Annotated in this window: 22 protein-coding genes; 11 read left to right on the top strand and 11 right to left on the bottom strand. The window is 69.0% G+C overall.

The genetic code is table 11. From position 1 onward, the window contains the following. The 4 genes from RIF93_RS06745 to mnmA form a co-directional block, all read right to left on the bottom strand. A partial coding sequence (locus RIF93_RS06745) for a hypothetical protein (RefSeq protein ID WP_309089691.1) occupies positions 1–791 on the bottom strand: 791 nt, incomplete at its 3' end. Between the two features lie 106 nt (positions 792–897). Next, complete coding sequence (locus RIF93_RS06740) at positions 898–1,164, bottom strand: GNAT family N-acetyltransferase (RefSeq protein WP_309089689.1); 267 nt, start codon at positions 1,162–1,164, stop codon at positions 898–900. Positions 1,165–1,221: 57 nt separating this feature from the next. Beyond that, a complete protein-coding gene (locus tag RIF93_RS06735) occupies positions 1,222–2,415 on the bottom strand; it encodes an acetyl-CoA C-acyltransferase (RefSeq protein WP_309089687.1) in 1,194 nt (397 codons plus the stop codon). Positions 2,416–2,463: 48 nt separating this feature from the next. Continuing rightward, positions 2,464–3,657, bottom strand: a complete 1,194-nt coding sequence (gene mnmA / locus RIF93_RS06730) for a tRNA 2-thiouridine(34) synthase MnmA (protein WP_309089685.1) — start codon at positions 3,655–3,657, stop codon at positions 2,464–2,466. 206 nt (positions 3,658–3,863) lie between these two features. Between mnmA and RIF93_RS06725 the strand changes: the two genes are divergently transcribed. Continuing rightward, entirely contained in the window at positions 3,864–4,058 is a 195-nt protein-coding gene (locus RIF93_RS06725) for a hypothetical protein (RefSeq protein WP_309089683.1), read from the top strand. 5 nt (positions 4,059–4,063) lie between these two features. On the opposite strand, the gene RIF93_RS06720 is transcribed toward RIF93_RS06725, so the two are convergent. Together RIF93_RS06720 and flgK are read right to left on the bottom strand one after the other, a co-directional pair. Beyond that, positions 4,064–4,993, bottom strand: a complete 930-nt coding sequence (locus RIF93_RS06720; RefSeq protein WP_309089681.1) for a flagellin — start codon at positions 4,991–4,993, stop codon at positions 4,064–4,066. An 11-nt stretch (positions 4,994–5,004) separates the two neighbouring features. Beyond that, on the bottom strand, positions 5,005–7,101 hold the full coding sequence (flgK, locus tag RIF93_RS06715) for a flagellar hook-associated protein FlgK (RefSeq protein ID WP_309089679.1): 2,097 nt from the start codon (positions 7,099–7,101) through the stop codon (positions 5,005–5,007). A 383-nt stretch (positions 7,102–7,484) separates the two neighbouring features. Between flgK and RIF93_RS06710 the strand changes: the two genes are divergently transcribed. The 5 genes from RIF93_RS06710 (at position 7,485) to RIF93_RS06690 (ending at position 16,065) form a co-directional block, all read left to right on the top strand. Continuing rightward, positions 7,485–8,936 carry a flagellar hook-length control protein FliK gene (locus RIF93_RS06710; protein ID WP_309089678.1) on the top strand — a complete coding sequence of 484 codons (1,452 nt, stop codon included), beginning with the start codon at positions 7,485–7,487 and terminating at the stop codon, positions 8,934–8,936. 1 nt (position 8,937) lies between these two features. Next, a complete protein-coding gene (locus RIF93_RS06705; protein WP_309089676.1) occupies positions 8,938–9,669 on the top strand; it encodes a flagellar hook assembly protein FlgD in 732 nt (243 codons plus the stop codon). Between the two features lie 98 nt (positions 9,670–9,767). Continuing rightward, positions 9,768–11,129, top strand: a complete 1,362-nt coding sequence (locus RIF93_RS06700; protein ID WP_309089674.1) for a flagellar hook protein FlgE — start codon at positions 9,768–9,770, stop codon at positions 11,127–11,129. A gap of 168 nt (positions 11,130–11,297) precedes the next feature. Then, positions 11,298–11,588: a DUF1153 domain-containing protein gene (locus tag RIF93_RS06695; protein WP_257837393.1), complete on the top strand. Its 291-nt coding sequence runs from the start codon at positions 11,298–11,300 to the stop codon at positions 11,586–11,588. Positions 11,589–11,742: 154 nt separating this feature from the next. Continuing rightward, on the top strand, positions 11,743–16,065 hold the full coding sequence (locus RIF93_RS06690) for a PAS domain S-box protein (RefSeq protein WP_309089673.1): 4,323 nt from the start codon (positions 11,743–11,745) through the stop codon (positions 16,063–16,065). Positions 16,066–16,126: 61 nt separating this feature from the next. On the opposite strand, the gene RIF93_RS06685 is transcribed toward RIF93_RS06690, so the two are convergent. Then, positions 16,127–16,495: a RusA family crossover junction endodeoxyribonuclease gene (locus RIF93_RS06685; protein WP_309089671.1), complete on the bottom strand. Its 369-nt coding sequence runs from the start codon at positions 16,493–16,495 to the stop codon at positions 16,127–16,129. A 62-nt stretch (positions 16,496–16,557) separates the two neighbouring features. Between RIF93_RS06685 and fumC the strand changes: the two genes are divergently transcribed. Beyond that, entirely contained in the window at positions 16,558–17,949 is a 1,392-nt protein-coding gene (gene fumC / locus RIF93_RS06680) for a class II fumarate hydratase (RefSeq protein ID WP_309089670.1), read from the top strand. Positions 17,950–17,951: 2 nt separating this feature from the next. On the opposite strand, the gene RIF93_RS06675 is transcribed toward fumC, so the two are convergent. Next, positions 17,952–18,872 (bottom strand): iron-containing redox enzyme family protein, encoded by a 921-nt coding sequence (locus RIF93_RS06675; protein WP_309089668.1) that lies wholly within the window; start codon positions 18,870–18,872, stop codon positions 17,952–17,954. A gap of 78 nt (positions 18,873–18,950) precedes the next feature. Continuing rightward, positions 18,951–19,919 (bottom strand): polyprenyl synthetase family protein, encoded by a 969-nt coding sequence (locus RIF93_RS06670; protein ID WP_375163850.1) that lies wholly within the window; start codon positions 19,917–19,919, stop codon positions 18,951–18,953. A 169-nt stretch (positions 19,920–20,088) separates the two neighbouring features. Here RIF93_RS06670 and RIF93_RS06665 point away from each other — a divergent pair, with 169 nt between their 5' ends. Both RIF93_RS06665 and RIF93_RS06660 read left to right on the top strand, forming a co-directional pair. Continuing rightward, a complete protein-coding gene (locus RIF93_RS06665; RefSeq protein ID WP_309089665.1) occupies positions 20,089–20,841 on the top strand; it encodes a methyltransferase in 753 nt (250 codons plus the stop codon). Positions 20,842–20,887: 46 nt separating this feature from the next. Beyond that, a complete protein-coding gene (locus RIF93_RS06660; RefSeq protein ID WP_309089663.1) occupies positions 20,888–21,418 on the top strand; it encodes an AAA family ATPase in 531 nt (176 codons plus the stop codon). A gap of 82 nt (positions 21,419–21,500) precedes the next feature. On the opposite strand, the gene RIF93_RS06655 is transcribed toward RIF93_RS06660, so the two are convergent. Continuing rightward, positions 21,501–23,804 (bottom strand): PAS domain S-box protein, encoded by a 2,304-nt coding sequence (locus tag RIF93_RS06655; RefSeq protein WP_309089661.1) that lies wholly within the window; start codon positions 23,802–23,804, stop codon positions 21,501–21,503. A 346-nt stretch (positions 23,805–24,150) separates the two neighbouring features. Between RIF93_RS06655 and RIF93_RS06650 the strand changes: the two genes are divergently transcribed. Beyond that, positions 24,151–24,540 (top strand): hypothetical protein, encoded by a 390-nt coding sequence (locus RIF93_RS06650; protein WP_309089659.1) that lies wholly within the window; start codon positions 24,151–24,153, stop codon positions 24,538–24,540. 177 nt (positions 24,541–24,717) lie between these two features. Here RIF93_RS06650 and RIF93_RS06645 read toward each other — a convergent pair whose 3' ends face one another. Beyond that, the gene (locus tag RIF93_RS06645) at positions 24,718–25,029 is read right to left on the bottom strand and encodes a GNAT family N-acetyltransferase (RefSeq protein ID WP_309089657.1); all 312 of its coding nucleotides are present in this window, start codon (positions 25,027–25,029) and stop codon (positions 24,718–24,720) included. A 228-nt stretch (positions 25,030–25,257) separates the two neighbouring features. Between RIF93_RS06645 and rsgA the strand changes: the two genes are divergently transcribed. Continuing rightward, on the top strand, positions 25,258–25,746 hold a 489-nt coding region (rsgA, locus tag RIF93_RS06640; protein WP_309089655.1), incomplete at its 3' end, for a GTPase RsgA.

Genomic DNA, 25,746 nt, shown 5'->3' with positions numbered 1-25,746 from the left:
TTCTCGGCCACCGTCACCGTGTAGGCGCCGCCGCCCGGCGAGGAGCCGAGGAAGCGGCTGGTGGGCGTGACCATCAGCACATAGTCGCCGTCGGCCGGAGCCGTGGCGTCGAAGCTGATCTTCTTCTGGCCCTTGCCGGCGGCCGCGCCGCCCAGGGCCTTGCGGCCGGCGGCGTCGGTCAGGCTGACCGTGGGCTCCATGGTCTCGCACTCCAGGGTGACGGACAGCGCCTGGCCGGCCTTCACGCCCGAGATCTTGTAGTAGTCGAAGAGGCCGGCCATCGCCGGGCCGGTCGCCTTGATCGGCTTGCCCACCGCCAGCGGCCGGCGGGCCATCAGCCAGGCCTGCTCGACGTCGGGATAGATGGCGTAGGTCGCCGCCATGATCTTCCCGATCTCGGGATGGTCGGCGTGGTTGGCCTTCACATAGTCGGCCAGGTCCTGGGCGCTGGCGAACGACAGGTCCGAGGTCTCCCTCAGGAAGGCCTCGCCGCCGATCGACTGCAGCGCCACCTGGCGGCCGGCCTGCTGGCCGATCTGCTTGCCGAACATGCCGGCGAGCGGGATGTTCTCCAGCGCCTTCTGGGCCGCGTACTGGCCGGCCATGGCGCCGATCTGGCCCGAGGCCTTCACCTGCATGGACTTGGTGATCCAGCCCGCGGTGACGCCGTCGGTCGTGAACGGGCTCATGTACTTGCCGGTGTTGCCCTGGATGGGCTCGCCCGCCTGCGCCGCGGCGGCGGCCATGGTCAGGACCGCGGCGCAGGCCGCGGCGATCAGCTTGGTCTTCATCGGTAGTCCCCCAAAGAGGCCGGCGGCAGCGCCGGCGTTTCCCCTCGGGACCAAGCTTAGCTGTGGCGTATGGCCGCGCTTCCCCCAGATGGGGGATAGAACGCGGTTAGGCGACGAGGTCGCGGAACTCGCTGGAGCGGCGCAGCCACATCGAGGCGTAGCCGCAGATCGGCACGATGGTCAGGCCCTTGTCGCGGGCGTCGGCGCCGATGGCCTTCATCAGCCGGTCGGACGCGCCGGTGCCCCGCAGCGCCGGCGGGGCGAAGACGTAGTCGATATAGAGCCGCCCGTCCTTCAGCCGGTAGTCGGCGTAGGAGGTCAGCCCCTGCTCGTCCATCTCGTAGCGGTCGCCCGTATCGCGGAGGTCAGGCATGGGGGTCTCCTGTTAGCTCGGGGGCTAAACCCGCCAGCCGGCCGGCGGGCTCCCGGCTCAGACCAGCTCGACCGCCATGGCCGTGGCCTCGCCGCCGCCGATGCAGAGGCTGGCCACGCCCTTCTTCGCGCCGCGCGCCTCCAGCGCCGACAGCAGGGTCGCCAGGATCCGCGCGCCCGAGGCGCCGATCGGGTGGCCCAGCGCGCAGGCGCCGCCGTTGACGTTCAGCTTGTCGCGCGGGATGCCCAGGTCGCGCTCGGCGATCATGGCCACGACCGCGAAGGCCTCGTTGATCTCGAAGAGGTCGACGTCGTCGATGCTCCAGCCGGCCCGCTTCAGCGCCTTCTGCACCGCGTGGACCGGCGCCGTCGTGAACTGGCTGGGCTCGTGGGCGTGGGCGGCGTGGCTGACCACGCGGGCCACCACGTTCAGCCCCAGCGTCTTGGCGACGCTCTCGCGCGTCATGACCAGCGCCGCCGCGCCGTCGGAGATCGAGCTGGCGTTGGCCGCGGTGATGCCGCCGTCCTTGGCGAAGGCGGGCTTCAGGGTCGGGATCTTGGCCGGATCGGCCTTCAGCGGCTGCTCGTCGTGCTCGACCGTGGTCGTGCCTTTCCGGTCCGTCACTTGAACGGGCACGATCTCGCGCTTGAACGCGCCGCTCTCCGTCGCCGTCTTCGCCCGCGTCAGCGAGGTGATCGCGTACTCGTCCATCGCCTCGCGGGTGAACTGGTACTGCTTGGCCGTCTCCTCGGCAAAGCTGCCCATCAGCCGGCCGGGCTCGTAGGCGTCCTCCAGGCCGTCCAGGTACATGTGGTCGTACATGGTGTCGTGACCGATCCGCGCCCCGCCGCGGTGCTTGGTCATCAGGTATGGAGCGCCGGTCATGCTCTCCATGCCGCCGGCGATGATGACGTCCGCCGTGCCGGCCGCGAGCGCGTCGTGCGCCAGGATCGCCGCCTGCATGCCCGAGCCGCACATCTTGTTGACGGTCGTGGCCTCCACCGACGTGGGCAGGCCCGCGCCCAGCGCCGCCTGCCGCGCCGGCGCCTGGCCCAGGCCCGCCGGCAGCACGCAGCCCATCAGGATCTGCTCGACCGCCTCAGGGCTGACGCCCGCCCGCTCGACCGCGGCCTTCACCGCCGCGGCGCCGAGCTCGGTGGCCTTCACGCCCGAGAGGACGCCCTGGAAGCCGCCCATCGGCGTGCGGGCGTAGGAAGCGATGACGACGGGATCAGAGAGGGTCTGGGTCATGCGCCCAGATATAATTCAGCGTCCGATGAAACTGAAGGTGACCCAGCGTCAGACGTCACGCACCGTGCCGGCGATGAAGCCGCCGCCCAGCACCCGCGTCGGCGCTTCCGGGGCATAAAGCACGCAGGCCTGACCCGGCGCGACGCCCTCTTCCGGCGTATCGAACGCGACGCCGGGGACGCCATCCACCATCGCCAGCCGACCGGGCGCCGGCTCCCGCGTCGAGCGGACGCGCGCCAGCACTGGCCGGCCCGCCCCGCAGGCGGCTTCGATCGAGGCCTCGTCGCCCAGCCAGTTGGTTTCCTTCAGCGACAAGGCATGGGTCAGCAGCGCCTCGCGCGGCCCCACGATCACGCGGCGCGTCTCGGCGTCGATCTTGACCACGAACAGCGGGTCGCCCACGGCCACGTTCAGCCCCCGGCGCTGGCCGATGGTGTAGCGGGTGACGCCCTCGTGCTTGCCCAGCACCCGGCCGTCCAGGTGGACGATCTCGCCGGGCTCGGCCCCCTGCGGGCGCAGCCGATCGATCAGGGTCGTGTAGCGGCCTTCCGGCACGAAGCAGATGTCCTGGCTGTCCGGCTTGTCGGCGACCGCCAGGCCGAGTTCGGCGGCGGCGGCGCGCACCGCGGGCTTCGGCATCGCGCCCAGCGGGAAGCGCAGATAGGCCAGCTGCTCGGCCGTCGTGGCGAACAGGAAGTAGGACTGGTCCCGCGCCGGGTCGAAGGCGCGGTGCAACTCGGGGCCGTGGGGGCCCTCCTCGCGGCGCACGTAGTGGCCGGTCGCCATCGCCTCGGCGCCAAGCTCACGGGCCACGTCCAGCAGGTCGCGGAACTTCACCGTCTGATTGCAGCGGATGCAGGGGATCGGCGTCTCGCCGCGCAGGTAGGAGTCGGCGAAGTCCTCGATGACCTGCTGCTTGAACCGGCTCTCGTAGTCCAGGACGTAGTGCGGGATGCCCAGCGACTGCGCCGCCGTGCGGGCGTCGTGGATGTCCTGGCCGGCGCAGCAGGCGCCCTTCTTCTGGATCGCCGCGCCGTGGTCGTACAGCTGCAGCGTCACGCCCACCACGTCGTACCCGGCCCGCGCCAGCAGGGCCGCGGTGACCGTGGAGTCCACCCCACCGGACATGGCGGCCACGATCCGCGTCCCGACCGGCAGGCGCACGGCCTCGCGCGCAGCCTGGATCAGCCCGTCGGACAGGCGCTCGGCGGTGATGGCTGCGGGGACGCTGCAGACGCTCATGGGCGCCTATGTAGCGGCTGGGCCTCGGCTTTTCGAGGGTGAGCCGCCGAAGCGTCGAAATCCGACGCTCGCAAACGTGAGCAGCGTCCTGTCATGGAACTGCGGTAAACTCGCGGCATCGTCGGCAAGTCGAACGAGGGGCCGGCGGTCGAGAGACCAGACAGAGGGCTCGCGCCTCTTCCTCAGTCAAGCTTGGGGGACGAGTGGTGATCTCTTATCGCATCTACGTCCTGAACCCGCAGGACCGCATCGCAGACCAGATCGAGGCGGCGTTCGAGACCGACCGCGCCGCCCTGGAGCGCGCCGAGGACGCCATGAGCGGCCTTTACGCCGCCGAGGTGTGGCAGGGCGACCGGCTGGTCGGCCGCCTGGGCGGGCAGCTGGAGCTTGGCCGCGCCTAGGCCGGCTACCTCAGGATGTTCAGCAGCGAGCTTTCCTGAAGCGCGCTGAAGACGTGCGCCGCCGACTGCACGGCCAGTTGCGCCTGCTCGAGTTGCGACACCGCCTCGGCCATGTCGGCGTCCGTGATGTCTCCCATCATGCCGGACAGCTGATTGTGCCGGGTGGTGAGGTCTTCCCGCACGCCTTCGACGCGGCTCTGCACCAGGCCGTTGCGGGCGGTCAGGTTGACCAGGTCCTCGCGCACGCCGTCCCAGGTGGCGAGTTGCCCTTCGAGGAATGTGCGCTGCGCCGCGGTCATTTCCCCGTTGAAGGGCCCCGAGGCGCTCTCGTGGAACGCCTGAATGGTCTGGAAGGCGGTGAAGAGGTCCGCGCCGATGTCGTCGGCCAGCACGCCCACCTTCACTGTCGTCGCCTCGTCCACCTTGGCCGTGGCTGCGAACTGGTCATTTTCGAACCAGCTGGCGATCGGCGGCCCCGAGGTGAGGTCGCTCATCGAGGTGGCGCTCACCGGCCGGGTGTCGACCTGCCCGCCGGCGAAGACGTACTTGCCGCCGTAGCGGGCGTTCATCCCCTCGACCGCGTTGCGAAACTGCGCCTGCAGATCCTCCATCAGCGTGTCCACACGTCCCGATGCGATGGCGTCGGCGATGGCCTGCCGCGCCTCGCGCGCCGCGTCGGTCACCTGGTTCAGCGCGGTGTCCTGGGTCGCCAGCCGCTCGGAGACAAAGGTGTTCTGGTCCTTGTATACCTCGAGCCGGGTCTTCAGCGAGCGCATCGCCGTCAGCATCTCGGCGTCGCGTGCGTAGTCCTTGAGGTCGGAACCGTTCTTCTGGGTCGCCACCTTCTCGCCGGCCAGCATCTGGCGCTGCTGCGCGGCGAGCAGGTTGGAGAGGACGGCGGAGTAGTTTCCCGGGGTCGAGACGCGCGTCACCATCTACTCGCTCCTCACAGCATGCCCAGCAGGACGTCGTAGAGGTCCTTGGCCGCCTGGATCATCCGGGCCGAGGCGTTGAACGCCTGCTGGTAGGTCGTCATGTTCACCAGCTCCTCGTCGAGGTTCACGCCCTCGACGGACTGACGACGGGCCGTCGCCTCGGTCATCACCGCTTCGGCGCTTTCCCTGCGGGTCTCGGCCGCCGCGGCGTTGCGGCCGATCGAGCCGCCGAATTCCGAGGCGTAGCGCGAGACGGTCATGCTGACGTCGCCCAGCGAGCCCGCCGCCTGGAAGTGGCTGGTCACGTCCCCGGCCAACGACAGCGCCAGGGCGCCACGCCCGTCGCCGGGGCGGATCAGCGGCTGGCCAGCCGCGACCGTGAAGTCCAGCTTGCCCAGCGCGAGCTTGGTCGGATCGCTTTCCAGCGCCTGGGCCACCTCGAAGCGGCCGGCGCGGGTCGAACGCTGCAGCGCGCCCAGGCCGAAGAGCTCGCTCATCGAGGGGCCGCCGGCGCCCCGCTGTGTCGTGTCGGTGACGACGGAGATCCCCGCCTCGACCGGCGGAGAGCCCTGGAACGTCAGGTTGCCTCGGCTGTCCAGGTTGAAGGCCCCATAGAGGCCCACGCCCGTGGCGTTGTTGTTCAGCGCGTTCAGCAGGTCGGTCATCGTGGCCCCGGCGGGCACGGTGACCGTGACGTCGCGGATCGGCAGGCCGTCGGGCGTCGAGAGGCGCAGCGCGATCTGGCCGCCTGCGGTGAAGCCGTGGGGATCGCTCGCCCGCAGCCCGGTGTCGTAGTTGGTGAAGCCCGTTGTCTTCACCAGGTCGTTCAGACCGAAGAAATGCGAGAAGCCGCGGCCGGCCTTCTGCGACGTGCCCTCGTCGATGCCCAGGGTATTGCCGGCGGCGGCCGTGATGGTCATGGCCCCGCCGGTGAAGCTCATCGTCGCGGCGCCGCCGAGCTGCGCATTGAGCGTCGCCTGGAAGTTGGCCGGCGTAAAGGCGACGGCTGGGCCGCCGTTGGCGCTCATCGTGCCGGCGGTGAAGTCGATGTCGACCCGCCGCTGGAGCACGCCGCTGGCGTTCATCACCGCCAGCGTACTGGTCCCCGTGAAGCCCGAGACGGCGGTCGGCAGGTCCAGCCCCATGTTGCGGCCGTTCATCACGCTCGGCGCGGGGTAGGCCACCGCGCCGTTGTGGGCGGCGTTGATCTGATCGACCGCGCGGGTCAGGAACTCGCCCAGTTGGTCCGACAGCTGCGGCAGCTCCACGTCGCGCAGGTCCATCAAGCCCCGCAGCTCGCCGCTGAGAGCCTGGATCGGCTGCACGGAGCCGCCGCCCGGCGACTGAGCCGTGATGTAGCCCGGCGTGGAGTCGCTGCGGTTGTAGGCCAGCGTGGCGGCGCCTTCGCCGGCCAGCATCACGCCTTCGGTCGATCGCACGACGACCCCGCCGGCGTCGCGGCGCGACACGCGCACATTCATCAGCGTAGAGAGTTCGTCCAGCAGCTGGCTCTGGATGTTCTCCGAGCCCGACGCGTCGGCGCTCACCAGCTTGGCGCGGCCAATCTCGGCGTTCAGCTGGTTGATCTGCTGCAGCAGGCTGTTCACGCGGTCGATGTCGGCGGTGATCTTCGTCTCGATGGTGCCGCCCAGTTCGGCCAACTGGCCGTTGATGCGGTCGGCCTCGGCGAGGAAGTCCTCCACGTTCGACAGCGCCTGGCTGCGCAGCAGGCTCGAGGACGGGTCGTCGGCCGCGGTGGCGAACGCGCCGTAGATGGCGTCCAGGCGATTGAAGAAGAAGCTCTCGCTGGACGGATTGCCGAACAGGCTCTGGGCGTTGTCCAGGTACTGCGAGACCGCCGCCCAGCGGCTGGAATCCGACGCGGCCGTGAAGCTCGCCAGCTGGAGATAGTTGTCGGTGATCCGCTTCACGCCGTCGACGCGGACGCCCATGCCCATGCCGTCGACCACCAGCTGCTGCTGGTCGACGGCCTTGCGGACGTACCCCGGGGTGTTGACGTTGGCGATGTTGTCCGAGACGGCGCGCAACGAGGCCTGGGCCGCGTTGAGGCCCGAGGCGGCGGTCTTCAGGGTGACGTTCAGCGACATCGCTTAACGCTCCGCCCGGCAAAGGCTCACCCGCAACCCGGCGGATTCTGCCGGGAGGACGGTAAGCGCGCGCTGATGGCGCCGGGAAAAACCTAGTAGTTTCAACGATGGTCCCTTCAGGGCCCGGTGAGTTCGACATCACCGGCGCAAGTCTGGCGCCAGAAGCCGGACGCGCTCCGGCGGCCGGCAGGGAACGCCCCACCCCGCCGGTTGCGGCCCGGCAAATTCCGCCACAGAGGGGACCGTCCACCGCACCCTGAAACGATGCTTTCCACAGCAAATACAACGTCCTGCACACTTGGCGCGAAGGTTGCTCCGGACGGACCGAATGAACCGGGCGCAGGACGCGCCGACCACCCACACCATGGTTTCCGACGGCCCGCATGACCGCGCCCGCCATCAATCCCGCGATGAACGCCCTGCCCGGCTTGGCCGGCGGCGGGAACGCGCAGGCTGCGACCGGCCCGCTGGCCGGGTTCGAAGCGCTGCTGGCCGCCCTGTTCGGCGAAACCGACATCGCGGGCGTGGTGACGGGCGGCGACGCTCATGTGGACGAGATCGACGCCCCTACGCCTGAAGACGCCACTGCGCCTGAGACCGTTCAGGTCGCCCCCGGAGCAGAGACGCTGCTGAATTCGCTGCTGCTTGCCCAGGCCGCGCCGAACCCTGCCCCGTCAGCCGGAGCGGAGGCCCCGGCCACCGAAACGGCCGCGCCGCCGGCCTGGGGTCAGGACAAGGCGACCGCCGCGCCGGCCGATCCGGCTGTGGCCCAGGCAGACGCCCACGCGCACCTTCCGGATACCGCCGGCGATCCGCAGCCCACGAGCGCTGAGGTTTCGCCGCCAGCGCCCCCGCTCGCCCAGGCGGCCGCGCCGACGCGGCCCGCACAGGCGCCCCACGCCGCCGCCCAGCCGCAAACGCCGACAACGCCATCGGCCGCGGCCGCGGCCGCGGCCGCCGCCGCAACCGACGTGCCTGCGGACACCGCGGCCACGGCGGTGGAGCCGGAAGCTGCGCCCCTGGCGCCGCCCGCGGAGCTCCTGGCGCAGCCGACGGCGCGAGACGAGATCACCCAAGCGGCCGACGCCGCCCCGCCGCCGCCCGCCCCCTCGCGCAAGGACAAGAAGGCCGGGGCGGCCGAGCACGGCAAGGACGGCGAGGAGCCCAAGTCGGAGGCCGCCGGCGCCCGGAGCGCTGGCGCATCGGCGACGCCCGCGGCGGCGACGGCCGGCGGCAAGAACCCCACCGGCGCCAAGGCGCCAGAGGTCGAGCCTGCGCAACCCGAAGCGCGCCGCATGGACGCGCCGGAAGGCTTGGACCCTCCCCACGCCTCCGAGACCCGCTCGACCACCCACGCGGCCGCCGCGCCGAACCCTGCGCCGCACGCCGTGCGCGGCTCGCCGGAGACGGTCGCTAACCTAGCCGCCGAGATCGTCAAGAAGCTGGACGGCCGCTCCACCCGCTTCGACGTGGAGCTGGATCCGATCGGCCTCGGCAAGGTGGACGTCCGAGTGGAAATCGGAGCTCACGGCCGGATGACGGCGGCCATGAGCTTCGAGAACCCGCAGGCGGCGGCCGAGCTGAAAGCCCGCTCGGGCGAACTCCAGCGGGCGCTGGAGCAGGCCGGGTTCGACCTGTCGAGCGGCCTGTCGTTCGACGTGGCCGGCGACCGCGGGCAACCGCGGCAGGAGTGGAACGACGGCCAAGGGGGCGGCTTCCGCGGCCGGGCCTTCCAGCAGGCGCTTGAAACGGCCGGTGAAGCCGACCTTGCCGCGGCCCCGGGCGAGCTGCGGCTGCGCCGGGGCGTGACCGGCGGCGTGGACGTGAGGATCTGATATGCCCAACGCGGTCTCTGGAGCAGGCGGCCAGGATGTCAGCGCGATCGGTCGCACGCGGCTGGCCGAGAGCTTCGACACCTTCCTGGCGCTGCTCACCACCCAGCTGAAGAACCAGGATCCGCTGTCGCCGCTGGATTCCAACCAGTTCACCCAGCAGATCGTGCAGATGACCGGCGTCGAGCAGCAGTTGCTGACGAACGACCTCCTGAAGTCGCTGGTGTCGAATACCAGCAACGGCGTCTCCACCGCGGTCAGCCTGATCGGCAAGGAGGTGCGCGCAGCCAGCGTCGACGCCAAGCTGCAGAACGGCAAGGCCGAGTGGATCTACACCCTGCCGCGCGACGCCAACGACGTGAAGCTCGAGGTGCTCGATAGCCAGGGCAAGGTCGTGAAGGTGCTGGACGCGCCGAACGAGGCCGGCCGCAAGGCGGGCGACCACACCGTCACGTGGGACGGCAAGGACTCCAACGGCGTGAAGCACACCGACGGCGTCTTCAGCCTGCGCGTCACGGCCAAAGACAGCAACTACGCCACTGTTCCCGCGATGGTCTCGATCGAGGGCATCGTGACGGGGGTCGAGCAGTCGAACGGCGAGACCCTGATCACCGTCAACGGGACCCCGGTCCTGTGGAACCACATCACCACGATCAAACAGGCCCAGGCCGACCCGCCGCCGGCGGAGACGGAGGACGATCCCTCCGATCCGCCGCCGACGCCGGCCGAGGACTGACCCTACAACCCGGACGGCAGAACGTCGTCTCCACCGCCGGCTCTAGGAGCCGGCCCTCCGCAGGAAGCGGGCCCAATGGAGAAGAACGGAACTAAGCCATGAGCATCAATTCAGCCATGCTCGCAGGCGTCTCGGGGTTGGTGGCCAACTCCTCGGCGCTCGCGGCGATCTCGGACAACATCGCGAACGTCAACACGGTGGCCTACAAGCGCAACCAGGTGAACTTCGCCAACGTCGTCACGGCCCAGGCGGTGAAAGGCAAGTACTCCGCCGGCGGTGTGCAGAGCGTCACCCGCCAGTTCGTCAGCCAGCAGGGCCTCATCCAGGCCTCCGGCTCCACCACGGACCTCGCCATCTCGGGCGACGGCTTCTTCGTGGTGACCAACAAGGGCGCGGGCCTAACGGCCGCCGACGCGCGCAGCTTCACGCGCTCGGGTTCGTTCGGGGTCGACGCGGACGGTTACCTGGTGAACGACGCCAACCTCTACCTGCAGGGCTGGCCCATCCAGGCCGACGGGACCTTCAACGTCAATCCCTCCGACCTGACCGAGATGGCCTCTATCAACGTCAAGAACCTGGGCGCCGCCGTGGAGGCGACCACCGACGTCTCGGTCACCGCCAACGTGAACAAGTCCGGCCCGGTGTCGACCGGCCTGGGCACTTACAACACCGCCGCCAACTCCATGGCTGCCTACGCCGCCTCCAACGGCGCGAGCGGCACCAAGCCCGACTTCGTCATCGAGATGAACGTCATCGACTCGGCAGGCGGCTCGCGCAAGGTCGCCATGGCCATGCTGAAGGACACCGTCGCCAACACCTGGCGCGCGGAAATCTACGCGGTGCCCGCCACGGACGTGGACGCCGGCGCGAACGGTCAGCTTGCCACCGGCAACGTGGTGTTCAACGCCGACGGCACCATCAACATGGCCGGCACGTCAAACGCATTGAAGAGCCTGACGCTCAACGCATCGTCGGGCGCGGCCCCGCGGTGGGCTCCGGGCCTGGGGCTCGCTGCTCAGACCGTGGACATCGACCTGGCCAAGCTCACCCAGTACTCGGCCGCCTCCACCGTGAACTCGATCCAGTCGAACGGCGCGGGCGTGGGCAACGTCATCGCCATCGACGTGGACGAGAACGGGATCGTCTCCGCCGTCTACGACAACAGTCAGATCCGGCGGATCGCCAAGATCGGCGTCGCCACCTTCCCGAACGTCAACGCCCTGGCCTCGGTGAGCGGCAACGCCTACCGGCCCACGATCCAGGCCGGTGAGATGACCATCAAGGAAGCGGGCATCGGCGGCGCGGGCTTCATCTCGCCCTCCAGTCTGGAAGCCTCGACGGTGGACCTGTCGGCCGAGTTCACCGGCCTGATCGCGACCCAGAAAGCCTACTCGGCATCCTCGAAGATCATCACGACCGCAGATCAGATGTTGGAGGAACTGATCAACATCAAGCGGTAATACATTCCGTTATCTTAGATTAACCGGCGTAAACGGTTAGAAGAGTATCCAATTGGTACACGGGGGAGTGTATGGTTAGGCCTTTCTTTACTGTAACGATTCAGCGGCCGTTAGCGGCCGCGGCTTATCGTCCCCATCAACAGTGATGGTGGGAAGGCCATAAGAGCCATGTTGCAACAGACGCAGCAGCTGCGCACCAACAGCCGGGGCGAGTCCTATGTGATCGGCCCGACCGGCGCGCCTCTGACGATCAAGGACCTGCCGCCGCCCAACACGGGCCGGTGGGTGATCCGCCGCAAGGCGGAAGTGGTCGCCGCCGTGCGCGGCGGGCTGATCTCCCTCGAGGACGCCCTCGAGCGCTACTCCCTGACCAGCGACGAATTCCTGTCCTGGCAGCGCTCCATCGACCGTCACGGGATGGCCGGCCTGCGGACCACCCGCCTGCAACAGTATCGCTGAACCGACCCCATCTTCCCCCGGACAGGTTCGCGAAGTACGCGGCCGCGCCCATCCCTCCGGGCGCGGCCGTTTTTCGTCGTGGGCCCCTTGGGTTCGGCGCGGTCAACCATCTTGATCCCTCAGGTCCGAAGCGCTAGCAGCGCGTCGGGGGCTCATGAAGGGTTGTTCTATGGTGGATCCCCGTGTGGCTGGGCCTCTGCGTCTTGAAAGCAAGCAGTTCGACGCGTTGCTCGAGAACCTGCCGGCCGCAACGTTCCGAGTGGACCCGCAAGGGCTGGTGGCATACGCCAACCCCGCCGCCGAGCGACTGCTTGGCTTAACGCGATCCACATTTGAAGGCCGTCGCTACGACCAGCCTCCCGTCGAGGTGACGCGGCCGGACGGCGCGCCGCTGGACTTTGCGGACTCGCCCGTGCCGCGCGCGCTTCGCGGCGAAAAGGTGGAGGCCTTCGAGGCCGCCCTGCGCCTGCCCGGCGAAGACGAGGCCAGGATCTTCTGCTTCGACGCCTCGCCAATCCGCGAGCCCGACGGCGGCGTCGCCGGCGCCCTGGTCACCGCCCGCGAAATCACGGCCGAGCACAAGGCCAAACAAGCGCTGAAGAGCAGCCAGCGCCGGCTGGACAGCGTCTTGAACAACACGACCATGGCGGTCTTCGTCATGGACGAGCGCCAGCAGTGCATCTACGCCAACGCGGCCGCCGAGAAGCTGACCGGCTACGCCTTCTCCGAGATGCAAGGCCGTCCCCTGCACAACGTGATCCACCACACTCACCCCGACGGACGCGCCTACCCGCTCGAGGAGTGTCCGATCGACCGGGCCTTCCCGGAGAACTTCCAAGTTCAGGGGGAAGAGGTTTTCGTCCACAAGGACGGCAGCTTCTACCCCGTCGCGTTCACCGCCTCCCCTATCCGCGACGAGGCCTCGAACACGATCGGCACCGTGATCGAGGCGCGCAGCGTGGCCGAGGAACGGCTGCGGGAGGCCCAACTCACCGAGAGCGAGGCCCGCTTCCGCAACATGGCCGACCACGCGCCCATGATGATGTGGGTCACCGAAGCCGACGGCGCGTGCTCCTATCTGAACCGCGCCTGGTATGAGTTCACCGGGCAGACCCCGGAGACGGGCCTGGGGTTCGGCTGGCTGGACGCGGTGCACGAGGACGACCGCGAATGGTCCGGCCAGACGTTCCTCGCCGCGAACGAGAAGCGCGAGGCGTTCCGGCTCGAATACCGCTTGCGACGCCGGGATGGGACGTACCGGTGGGCGCTGGACGCCGCATCGCCCCGCTTCGCGCCCGACGGCGCCTTCCTGGGCTACATCGGCTCGGTGATCGACATCGACGAGCGCCACGAGGCCGAGACGCGGGTGCGGGAGAGCGAGGCTCGCCTGCAGGCGCTGATGAACGTCGCGCCGAGCTTCATGTGGTACGGCGGTCCGGATGGCTCAATCAAGCATCTGAACGAGCGCTGGTACGAGTACACCGGGCAGGAGACGGAGCAGGCCCTCGGCGCCGGGTGGGCCGACGCCGTCCATCCCGACGACCGGGCGGAAGCGGGCGCCAAGTGGGCGGCCGCGGTGGCGAGCGGCGCCAGCTATGAAGTCGAGCTCCGCTATCGGCGCCGCGATGGCGAGCACCGCTGGTACGTCGCCCGCGCCGAGCCGCTCCGCGACGCCAGCGGCGAGGTCACGGGCTGGTTCGGAGCCTCGACGGATATCCATGACCTGAAGGTCACGGACGAGGTGCTCCGCGAAACCGAGGAGCGCTATCGGCTGGCGCTTCTGGCCACCCAGGACGCGATCTGGGACTGGGACCTCGTCAAGAACCACGTGCTCTGGAACGAAGCGCTGCAAACCGCGCACGGGCACGACCTGTCCACCGTGGAGCCCACCGGCCAGTGGTGGATCGAGCACATCCATCCAGACGATCGGGCGCGGGTCGACACGAGCATCCATGCGGTGATCGACGGCGACGGCAGCACCTGGGCCGAGGAATATCGCTTCCTCCGCGCCGATGGGACCTATGCCGACATCCTCGACCGGGGACGGGTGATCCGTGACGCCCAGGGCAAGGCCGTCCGGATGATCGGGGCCATGCTCGACCTCACCGAGCAGAAGCGCCAGCAGGCGGCCCTGCGCGAGAGCGAGGCCACGCTCCGCAGCCTGACCGAGGCGATGCCCAACATGGCCTGGATCACGCGTCCGGACGGTTCGGTCGAATGGTTCAACGCCCGCTGGTACGAATACACCGGCAGTCCCGCGGGAGCCGACCTTGGCCACGCCTGGGCGGACTACCTGCACCCGCAGGACCGGGATCAGGCGCTGGAGAAGTGGCTGGCGGCCGCGACCGCCGGCGTTCCGTTCGAGAACGAGCACCGCTTCCGCGCCGCCGACGGCAGCTACCGGTGGTTCCTGGCCCGAGGCACCCCGATCGCCGGCTCGGATGGTCAGGTGACGCGCTGGTTCGGGACATGCACGGACATCCAGGAACTGGTCGAGGCCCGCAATCTGCTGAGCCGCTCGCGTGAGCAGCTCGAGCGGGAAGTCGAGGAGCGCACCCGCGAACTGGACCGGATCTTGTCGGTCAGCGAGGACCTGTTCGTCGTCTGCGGCCCGGATGGCCGGTTCGTGAGCGCCAACCCAGCATGGGCCAAGGCGCTTGGGCAGGAGCCCGAGAAGCTCGTTGGCCGCGCCTTCAGAGATCTCGTAGAGCCGGACGACGCCGAGCGGTTCTCGAACGCCATGGCCGCTCTCGCGCAGGGCGGCGGTGCGCAGGAGGTGGACCTCCGGCTGAAGCGGAATGGCGGCGGGTTCCGTTGGTACACCTGGAGCTGGATCGCCGAAGGCGAGGCGATCTACGGCTCAGGCCGCGACGTCACCGAGCGCAATCAGCTGGAGGCCCAGCTGCGGCAAGCCCAGAAGATGGAGACGGTGGGCAAGCTCACTGGGGGCGTGGCTCACGACTTCAACAACCTGCTCCAGGTGATTTCCGGCAACCTGCAGCTGCTCACCAAGGACGTCGCGGGCAATCCCCGCGCCGAGACCCGGGTGCAGAACGCGCTGGCTGGCGTTAGCCGGGGCTCGAAGCTCGCGAGCCAGCTCCTCGCCTTCGGCCGCCGCCAGCCCCTGGAACCCAAGGTGGTGAACGTCGGCCGCCTGGTCGCAGGACTCGAGGACATGCTGCGCCGAACCCTGGGCGACGCCATCGACGTGGAGACCGTCATCTCAGGCGGCTTGTGGAACACCGTGGTGGATCCCGCCCAGGTCGAGAACGCGCTCCTCAACCTGGCGATCAACGCCCGCGACGCGATGGACGGCGTCGGCAAGCTGACCATCGAAGCCGGCAACGCCTACCTGGACGACGCCTACGCCCGCGCTCACGCCGAGGTCACCCCCGGCCAATATGTGGTGGTCGCCGTCACCGACACCGGTTGCGGCATGACGCCCGACATCCTGGCGCAGGTGTTCGAACCGTTCTTCTCGACCAAGCCCGAGGGCAAGGGGACGGGCCTGGGCCTCTCGATGGTCTACGGCTTCGTCAAACAGTCGGGCGGGCACGTGAAGATCTACAGCGAGCCCGGCCAAGGAACGACGGTGAAGCTGTACCTGCCGCGCAGCACGGCGAAGGAGGACGTCCTCGTCGCCGCCGACACGGGGCCCGTGAAGGGAGGCGCTGAAACGATCCTGGTGGCGGAGGACGACGAGGAGGTTCGCGCCACCGCCGTCGAGATGCTGACCGAGCTTGGCTACAAGGTGCTCAAGGCGAAGGACGCGGCCAGCGCGCTGTCCATCATCGAGAGCGGAATCCAGATCGACCTGCTGTTCACCGATGTGGTGATGCCAGGCGAGTTGCGGAGCCCTGAACTGGCGCGCAGGGCCAAGGAGCGGCTCCCGAACATCGCGGTGCTCTTCACCTCCGGGTACACGGAGAACGCTATCGTGCACGGCGGCCGGCTCGATCCAGGCGTAGAACTGCTGGGCAAGCCTTACACTCAGGAGGCGCTGGCTCGAAAAATCCGGCACGTCCTGGCCAACCAGCAGCAGCGCAATCAGGCTGTGTCGGCCACGCGGCCCGCCCCGTTACGTGCGGCCGAACTGGCGTCCGTCCCCCGCCGCACCGTGCTCCTGGTCGAGGATGACGACCTGATCCGCGCCAACACGGCCGAGATGCTGCAAGGGCACGGACAGGTGGTCGTGGAGGCGGCGAACGCGGAGGAAGCGCTGCTGGCGCTGCAAACGACCACCATCGACGTCCTGATCACGGACCTGGGGCTGCCCGGGCTTTCGGGACGGGAGCTCGCGACAAGGGCCCGCGAACTGCGGCCCGGGATTGGATTGATCTTCGCCACCGGCAGCGATCTGGTCGAAGGCGCCAACGAGGATGCGGTTCTACTGCGCAAGCCGTACGACACTGCTGGTCTGGGCGCAGCGCTGAAGAGCGTGGCCCGAATCCAGGTGGAGACGCCCGAGAGCAGTTGATCGCTCGCAAGCGAGGCCGCTACGCCGCGAGGCGCGGACAGCAGGGTTCGGCGGCCAGGGTCTAGGACAGCTTCCGCACCAGCACGGTGATGCGCTCGCGCTCGCCGGGGCGGCGCTCGACCAGCAGGCGCGCCACCTGGGCGTCGTCGTGGAAGGCGTAGCCCTTGATGGCGTCGAGGATGGCCTTGGCCAGGTTGTCGAGGTCGAGCCATGGCGGGTCGCCCACGTACTCCATGCCGATCTCGACGGCGAACTCGCCCCAGGCCGGCCGCGAACCGCGCCAGGCCTTGCGGAAGAACTCGTAGATCAGCGGCTTGTAGTACTTGGCCTGGGTGGTCAGGCCGTCGACGGTGACCTCGAGCAGGCCGTCGGCCTCGCGGGCGCGCACCTTGCCGTGCTGGGTCCAGACGTCGCTCATCGGCTCACGCATAGCCTTGCGCTCCGCCGTCGTCTCGCTAAACCGGCGCGGCTAGACGTGAGGAGTGACTGCCCGTGACCGCGACCCGCACCGAGACCGACACCTTCGGCCCGATCGAAGTTCCGGCCGACCGGTACTGGGGCGCGCAGACACAGCGCTCGATCGGCAACTTCCGGATCGGATGGGAGAAGCAGCCCAAGCCGATCATCAAGGCCTTGGGCGTGGTGAAGCGCGCCGCCGCCGAGGCCAACATGGAGCTGGGTCGGCTGGATCCCACGATCGGCGCGGCGATCGTCGCCGCCGCCCAGGAGGTGATCGACGGCAAGCTGGACGACCACTTCCCGCTGGTGGTCTGGCAGACGGGCTCGGGCACCCAGTCGAACATGAACGCCAACGAGGTGATCTCGAACCGGGCGATCGAGATGCTGGGCGGCGAGATGGGCTCCAAGAAGCCCGTCCACCCGAACGACCACGTCAACATGAGCCAGTCGTCGAACGACACCTATCCGACGGCCATGCACATCGCCTGCGCCGAGGAGATCGCCCGCCACGTGAACCCGGCGCTCGAGCACCTGCACGCGGCGCTCAAGCACAAGGCCGACGAGTTCGCTCACATCATCAAGATCGGCCGGACCCATACCCAGGATGCGACGCCCCTGACGCTGGGCCAGGAGTTCGGGGGCTACGCCCACCAGGTCTCGATGTCCGTGCGGCGGATCAAGGAGAGCCTCTACGGTCTCTATGAACTGGCGCAGGGCGGCACGGCGGTGGGCACCGGGCTGAATGCGCCGGTCGGGTTCGCCGAATTGGTGGCCGAGAAGATCGCCAAGATCACCCACCTGCCCTTCATCACGGCGCCTAACAAGTTCGAGGCGCTCGCGGCGCACGACGCGATGGTCTATTCGCACGGCGCGCTCACCACCGCCGCGGCGGCGCTGTTCAAGATCGCCAACGACATCCGCTTCCTGGGCTCGGGCCCGCGCTCGGGCCTGGGCGAACTGGCGCTGCCCGAGAACGAGCCGGGCTCGTCGATCATGCCGGGCAAGGTGAACCCGACCCAAGCCGAGGCGCTGACCATGGTTTGCGCCCATGTGATGGGTAATCAGACGGCGATCGCCTTCGCGGGGTCGCAGGGCCATTTCGAGCTGAACGTCTTCAATCCCGTGATGGCCTACAACTTCCTGCAGTCGTGCCGGCTGCTGGCGGACGCGGCGATCAGCTTCACCGACAACATGGTCAAGGGTATCGAGGCGCGCGAGGACAACATCCGCCATAACCTCGAGCGCTCGCTGATGCTGGTGACCGCGCTGGCGCCCAAGATCGGCTACGACAACGCCGCCAAGATCGCCAAGCTGGCGCACAAGAACGGCACCACCCTGCGCGAAGAGGCCGTCGGCGGCGGCTACGTCACGAACGAGGAGTTCGACGAGGTAGTGCGGCCCGAGAAGATGATCTCGCCAGGCTGAGGCTACTCCGCTGCGTACACCACCGGGTGGGCGTGGGCCCACAGGTGGGCGCGGTAGACCTCGAAGCACTGCTCGCCGCAGACCAGGCGCATGACCGCGCCCTCGGCAAGATGGCGGGCGCAGGCCGGGTTCTCCTCGACCAGCGGGATCAGGGCCTCGGCGTTCCAGGCCTTGGAGTGCTCGATGTCGAGCTGAGCGTGCAGCTGGAAGTACTTCCGGCCGGCCGGCTCGACGCCCAGCCGCTTCAGGCCCTCGGAGACCATCGCCACGCGGGTCGGCGCGGTGAGCTCCACGGCGCCCAGCGCCCCGATCGACTGGTAGACATAGCGCCGGGTGGTCGCGAGCGCCGTCATGGTGTTGGCCAGGGCGAGCGACTGCCAGCAGGTGCCCTCAATCGAGGGCTTCAGGCCCAGGAGCTGGATGGTGCGGTCCAGCATCGGACCGTGCATGCCGCCTTCGTGGCCGCGGCCCATCTCGTCCCAGTAGTTGCGGGCAAGCTCCAGCTTCGGCCGCGTCGGCAGCTTCACTTGGGTGTAGGCGACGAGGTCGTCGAAGCCCGCCTCGCCGGCGGCCTCCTGGGTCAGGAACCATTTCATCTGCTCGAGGCTGGCCTCGCCGGCCAGCCAGTCGAACAGCGGGTCCCACTGGCCGGGACCGGTGTCCTTCAGCTCCTCGAACCAGGCGATGAAGCCGTCGGGATCCTCTGGGACGCTCTCAACCAGCGGCGCGATATGCGCCCGGAAAGCTTCGACGAAGCTCCCCTCCAACCGCAGCATGCGGGTGTCGCGGTTCAGGTCCGCCAGCCAGTTGTCGCCGGCAAGCTGGGGCGCCAGCCGGGCGCGGTTCCAGCGCGCCAGACCGATGTGCAGCGCTTCGGCGTCGGGGAATTCGGGATTGAACGCGCCCAACCGCGCCAGTCTCATTCCGGCAAACATCAAGTTCTCCCTCGGGACGCGAGGGAGCGCACCAAACCCAAATGGGTTCCTAGGGTTACGCTTTGATCAGGCCGTTCGGCTGACGGAGAAGTCGGCCAGGTCCTGCAGCGCCGGCCGCCAGCTGTTCGACGGGAAGTCGGCCAGGATCGCCTTGGCGCTCTCGGCATAGCGCGTCGCCAGCGCCAGGGTGTCGTCGAGGGCGCGCGTCTCACGCATCAGCTCGCGCGCCCGCTCGAAATCCCTGTCCGCCTGCTCGCGGCGATCCACCGTGCGGACCCAGAACTCGCGTTCGGCCGCGCCGGTGCGGGCCATGGCGTACAGCAACGGCAGGGTGACCTTGCCTTCGCGGAAGTCGTCGCCGGCGTTCTTGCCCAGCGTCTCGGCGTCGCCGGAGTAGTCCAGGGCGTCGTCCACCAGCTGGAAGGCCAAGCCCAGATCCTGGCCGAAGCGGCGAAGCTGCCGGCAGCGCTCGGGCGAGGCGCCGGCCGAGATCGCGCCCGCCTCCGCCGCTGCGGCGAAGAGCTCGGCGGTCTTGGCGCGGATGATGTCGATGTAGACGTCCTGGGTCAGGTCGAGGTCGTGGCTGCGCGTGAGCTGCAGCACCTCGCCTTCCGAGATCACCCGACTGGCGCGGGCCAGCACCTCGAGCGCTGGCATCGAGCCCGCCGACACCATCAGCTCGAAGGCGCGGGCGAACAGGAAGTCGCCGACCAGCACGCTGGACGGCGCCCCCCAGATCAGGTGCGCGGCCACGCGGCCGCGGCGGAGCTCGGAGCTATCCACCACGTCGTCGTGCAGCAGGGTGGCGGTGTGGATGAACTCGACGGCCGCGGCCAGCTTCAGGCAGGCGTCGTCGCGGGCGCCCGCCAGACGCGCTGCGCCCACCGTCAGCAGGGGCCGCAGGCGCTTGGCCGAGCCGGCGATCAGGTGGTCGGCCAGCGCCGGGATCACCGGCACGGGGCTGTCCATGTGCGTCCTGATCAGCGCATCGACGGCCGCCATGTCGGGGCCCGCCAGCTCCAGCAGCGTATCGATGGCGGGTGCGGGTCGGGCGATGGCCTGGGCGGCTTCCAAGACGACGAATTCCTTAGCACTCAGACGTCCGGGCCCCGTCCGTCCGCCGTTTGCCGGGACAATGGTGACGCGCTAGGTCAGGGTCAAGCGACCCAGGCGGGTGAGGCTCGCCTTCTATCAAGGGGCTGGCATGGAAACCACTGGGCGCGCCACGACCGAAGACCGGCTGCTGGACGGTCGCGTGCGGCTGATCCAGCCGGCGCGCGGCTATCGCGCCGGCCTCGACGCGGCCCTGCTCGCAGCGGCCTGCGACGCGGGTCCCGGCCAGCGGGTGATCGAGGCGGGCTGCGGCGCGGGCGGAGCCCTGCTGGCGGCCGCGGCGCGCCGGCCGCAGGCGCGGTTCGTGGGGGTCGAGCGCGACGAGACCGCCCGCGTGCTGGCCCAGCAGAACGTGATGCTGAACGGCCTTTCAGAGCGCGTGGAGATCCTGGCCGGCGACGTGAACGTCCCGTTCGCGAAGCTGGACCTCGAACCCTTCGACGCGGTGATCGCCAACCCGCCGTTCTTCGACGACCCCGCCGCCCTGCGCGCCCCGGCCCCGGAGAAGACCAACGCCTGGATGGCCGAAGGCGGCCTCGCCGCCTGGACGCCGTTCCTGACCAAAGCCGTGCGCGAGGGCGGCACGATCACGATCATCCACCGCGCCGACCGCCTCGCCGACCTCCTCGACCTGCTCTCCGCTAAGGCCGGCTCGTTCCAGATCCGCTCCATCCACCCCTATGCCGACGAGCCCGCCAAGCGCGTGCTGGTCCGCGCCGTGAAGACCGGCAGGGCCCCGCTGAGGCTCCTGCCGCCGCTGGTGCTGCACGAGCGCGGCGGGGCGAAGCACACCGCGGAGGCCGAGGCGATCCTCAGGGGCGAGGCCGCCCTTCCGTGGGCATAGGCCGGGCGCGCTGGTTCGCGGGCCCTTGGCTCGCTAGCTTCGCCGCATGGAGATCATCTTCGTCTACGGCCCCGTCGCCGCCGGAAAGCTCACGGTCTGCCGGGAGCTCGCCAAGCTCACCGGCCTGCCCCTGTTCCACAATCATCTCGTGGTCGACGCCGTCGGGGCGGTGTTTCCGTTCGGCTCCGAGCCGTTCATCCGCTTGCGCGAGAGCTTTTGGCTCCAGACCTTCACCGAGGCGGCGCGAAGCGGGCGGTCGCTCATCTTCACATTCGCGCCCGAGGCGACGGTGGAACCTGGTTTTCCCGACCGCGTACGGGCGGCGATCCAGCCCTTCGGCGGCTCCGTGGTGTTTGTGTCGCTCACCCTGTCACGCGAAGAGCAGGAGCGGCGTATCGGGCAGGCTGACCGGTCAGAGTACGGCAAGCTCACATCCGTCGACCTGCTCCGCGAGCTTCGCGACAGCTTCGACGCCAGCATGGCGGCCATGCCGGCTGCGGAGCTGTCGATCGATACCGGAAGTTGCGCCCCCGCCGACGCGGCGGCTCGCATCGCCGCCCACCTGTCACGCCGTTAAGGTCTAAAGACGGGCCGGAAGCGGACGTTCAGCAGGGTAGCTGACGGCCCACCTGCGGCTGCGATCCGTTTTGAGTGAGGGCCTAATCCAGCGCAGGCGCCTGCAGATGATCGTACCCGTGCGGAGCTGTTTCGCGAGTGATGGGGGCGGTGATCCTGCAGACTACGCCCTCCGGGTCGAAGTTCAGCTCGACCTCGCCTTCGAGGTCCTGCGCGAGCCCTCGTTCAAGGAGGCGGCTGCCGAAGCCACGGGAGGTGGGCGCAGCCACCCGTGGTCCTCCTGCCTCCCGCCACTCGAGGGCAAGGGTTCCGCCGCCCGGTCCGGCAAAAGTCCAGAGAACCTCCACCCATCCGGCGTCGCCGCTCAGCGCGCCGTATTTTACGGCGTTCGTCCCGAGCTCGTGCAGGGCCATCGACAAGGCCACAGCTTGGCGTGGCGAGAGGCGGACCGAGCCCCCCTGCACGCGGATCCGATGATCCCCGCTCGCGCGGAACGGCGCGATGGCGCGCTCGATGATCTCGCGCAGGTCGGCGCCCTCCCAGTTCTCCCGTGTCAGCAGGTTGTGCGCCTCGGACAGGGCAAGCAGCCGTCCCTCGATGCGGGCGCGGATCTCCGCGGGCGAGCCGCTCAATCGGGTGGTCTGTGCGACGATGGATTGGACCGTCGCCAGGGTGTTCTTCACCCGATGGTTCAGCTCATTGATCAGTAGCAGCTGCTGTTGCTCCCATCGCCGCCGCTGCGAGACGTCATGGACCACACGAATCCCGTACAGCGGCTGCCCGAGGTCATCGACGACGCGCGAGGCGGCGAGTTCCACCCACACCACCTGTCCGTTCTTGTGCAGGTACCGCTCTCCGACGGTGTACACCTCGATCTCACCCGCCATGTGCCGACGGAAGCGTTCGCGTTCCTCGACATGGTCGTCGGGATGGCTGATGTCCCAGATGGTGCGCGATGAGAGTTCGTCGCGGGAGTAACCGACCAGACCGCAGAATCGCTCGTTCACGCGCAGGAAGCGCCCCTCAGGGGAGACTTCGGCGATCCCGGCGAAGGCGTGCTCGTAGGTGGCCCGCAGCCGCTGCTCGCTCTCCAGGGCGTCGGCTCGCGCCTGCTTTTGATCCGTGATGTCGCGCAGATAGGCGGTGAAGTGCGGGCGACCGTCGACGTCGATAGCATGGATCGCGAGCTCGACGGGAAAGCGGCGGCCGTCGGCCCGGATCGCCTCCAGTTCGAGTCGCCGACCGATGACCGGCCCTTGGCCGGTGGCCAGGAAGCGCTCCATCCCCCGCCTGTGGGCCTCCACGTGCTCTGGCGGGACGATCAGCTCCGTCAGGGCGCGCCCGACGGCCTCTTCGCGCCGGTAGCCGAAAGTTCGCTCGCAGGCGCCGTTCCACTCCACCACCCGGTCGTCGTCCGAGATAGTCACGATGCAGTCCAAGGCCGCATCGAGGATCGCGCTCCGCAGCGCTTCCAGCTTGGCGATCTCGGATTTCGCCCGTCGTTCGTCCACGGCGCTGGCCAGCACGAGCATCGCCACGCTGGTGACGGCGAGGAACTGCTGCGTGAAGGCCAGTCGGGCGGCGGCCGTCTGCGGCACTTCCGACAGAGGACCCAGACCCATCATCGCGCTGACCAGAGCGACGGCGGACACCACCAGCAGGCTGAGCGACGCGCCGCGGACGCTGAATGCCAACGCGGGCCAGATCAGCACCGGCAGCACGTGCCAGGTGCGCAGGACGCCGCCTGCCGGCTGGAGGAACACCACGATCGAAACCGTCGCTGTTGCGGCGAGACACAGGGCAAGGTGCGCCCAGGCCGTCTTCGAGAGGCGCCAGGACCGACGCCTCGACCAGCTCAGGATCACGGGCGCGACCACGACGATGCCCACGCCGAAGCCCAGGCACCAGGCCGCGCCCGCGCGCGCCAGCTGTCCCAAGGGGGCGCCGGCCAACCACAGGCCCGCCATGGCCAGCGGACCCGAGAGAAGGGCGCCTCCCGCGGCGCCGACCAGCACCAGGCGGGCGGCGTCGCGCAAGCGACCCATCGCGGGATGCACGCCGCCGACACGCTTGATCCAGATGAGGGGAACCAGAGTCCCGAGGGTTGTGGCAGACGCCAGCCAGGCGTCGGCCCACCAAGGCTGCGGCGAACCCACCGCCACCGCCGCGAGGAACCGGCCCAGGAAGATGGCTGGCCAGAGACGGAGCCCCCCCAGCACAAGCCCGGCGAACCCGATGCCAGACGCGGGCCAGACCGCGGTGCCAGCGCCAGGGATGACGGTCCACTGAAGGCCGATCACTGCGGCGATCCAGTAGCTCGCCAGCAGGAGAAGGAATGGTCTCGCGTCTCGTCGACCCGGAAGAACGCTCGTCAACGCAACGTTCACCGTTCCGGGCCACGCGCCGAACGTCCGGCGCCGCGCGCGGGGGCGAACCGGAGATGCGCATTTCGGCGGCCAGAAGCACGGCCGGCTTCGGTCATCAGGTGCGGCCTCGACAGAACACTACACGTTGGCCTCCCAAGCCGGCACGTGTTTAGCGGGAAGGTAGGCGACTGCAAGTTGATCGATAGCGCAGGCAACCCGCCCGGAGCTAAAATCGCCCCTGCCGCCGGAACGTTAGGTCCCCGCCCAAGCCACGGTTGATGGCCGCTACACCCGTTGCCGACGCTTCTGCTCGGGATCATGATTTCCCGGATAGCGCGGTTCCAGGCGCGGATCTGAGGGGATGCGTATGATCGGCACGCTTACTTTCGCCGCCGTCGTGGCCATGTCACCGGCGCCTGTTCGAGGGGACTTCGACGGCGACGGCAAGATCGACACCGCCGAGGTAACGCAAAGCGGGCGCGGGCAGTATGAGCTCATTGTTCATCTGGCGCGCGACGAGAGAGCGCCGGTGACAGTGGCGACCTTCAATGAGCTCGCCAGCCTTCACGTCACCACGCAGCGGCCAGGTCGGCACAAGACCTGGTGCGGCAAAGGAGGGGGCCCCAAGGATGCTCCATGCCCGCGCCGCGAGGTCACCCTGAGTGGCGATACGCTGGCTTTCGGGACCAAGGAGGCCTCCCTCATGGTCGCAATCTGGAACGGTGAAAGCTTCGACGTGATCGGGCTTTCAGATTAAGTCTGCTCGCCGCGCATCGCGGACGTTCGGGCACTCGCATCTGGCCCTTTCGAAGATCCGCTTCGAGGTCGAAGGACGAATCCGCCCGCCATGGGAAGGCCGGCCGCCGAATCTCGACTACCGGCCGCGCGCGCAGGTCTCCGCGCCCGCTGGGCGGAGCGGAGGCGCCATTTGCGCCTAATCGATCCCCAGCTGCGCCTTGTACGTGTCGTGCACGATGTCATGCCACTCGGGGTGCTTGGTGATGTAGCCCGCCATGAACGGGCAGAGCGGGATCACCTTCAGGCCGTGTTCGCGGGCGTAGCCCAGGGCGGCCTTGGCGAGCGCCGAGCCCACGCCCTTCCCCTCGAAGCTCTCCGGCACCACGGTGTGCGGCAGGATGATGCCGTGGTCGACCAGGCGGTATTCCGCGAAGGCGGTCTCGTCGCCCAGCTTCACCTGGAACTGGCGCTCGGCCTCGTTCATCACGACGTTCAGGGCTTCGGACACGGCGCACTCCTTCGCTTGAGCGGTCTTCTTGACGCGAAGCAGGCCGGTCGCCAAGCTCTCCGCCTCAAACGGCCACGCAAACTGAGAGGAGGATGCTCGTGTCACCCATCGTCCGCGCAGCCCTTCGCTGCGTCGCCGTGACAGCTGCGTGAGTGCAGCCGCTCTCCTGAACAGGATGGGTCCCCACGGTCGACGCCTCATCGGCAATCGACTTCAAGGACATTCCCAGTGCTGACCCAATACGGCTGGAGCGAACGGCTCCAGCACGACTTCGCGCCCTTTGCGGCGCAAGGCCTGAAAGCCGGCCGCGTCATCGTCCAGCAGCGCGGCGGCTACCGCCTGATCACCGAGGACGGCGAGGCCGAGGCCAAGGCGGCCGGCCGGCTGATGAAATCGGCCGAGGAGATGGCTCGCCCCGTCGCCGGCGACTGGGTGGCGTTCGAGCCCCGCAGGCCGCCCGAGCCCCTGTTCGTCCAGCACGTGCTGCCCCGCGCGACGGCCTTCGTGCGCAAGGCGGCCGGGCGCGGGACCCACGCCCAGGTCGTGGCGGCCAACGTCGACGTGGCCTTCCTGGTCACCTCGCTCAACGCCGACCTCAACCTGCGCCGGCTCGAGCGGTATCTGGCCACCACATACGAGAGCGGCGCCAAGCCGGTGATCGTGCTGACCAAGGCCGACCTGGCCGAGGACGTGGGCGCCCAAGCGGCGGAGGTGCGG

Source organism: Phenylobacterium sp. (genome assembly GCF_031181185.1).
GTDB lineage: Bacteria > Pseudomonadota > Alphaproteobacteria > Caulobacterales > Caulobacteraceae > Phenylobacterium.
The sequence above is the reverse complement of the archived record's forward strand: the minus strand, read 5'-3'. Positions and strand labels throughout refer to the sequence as shown.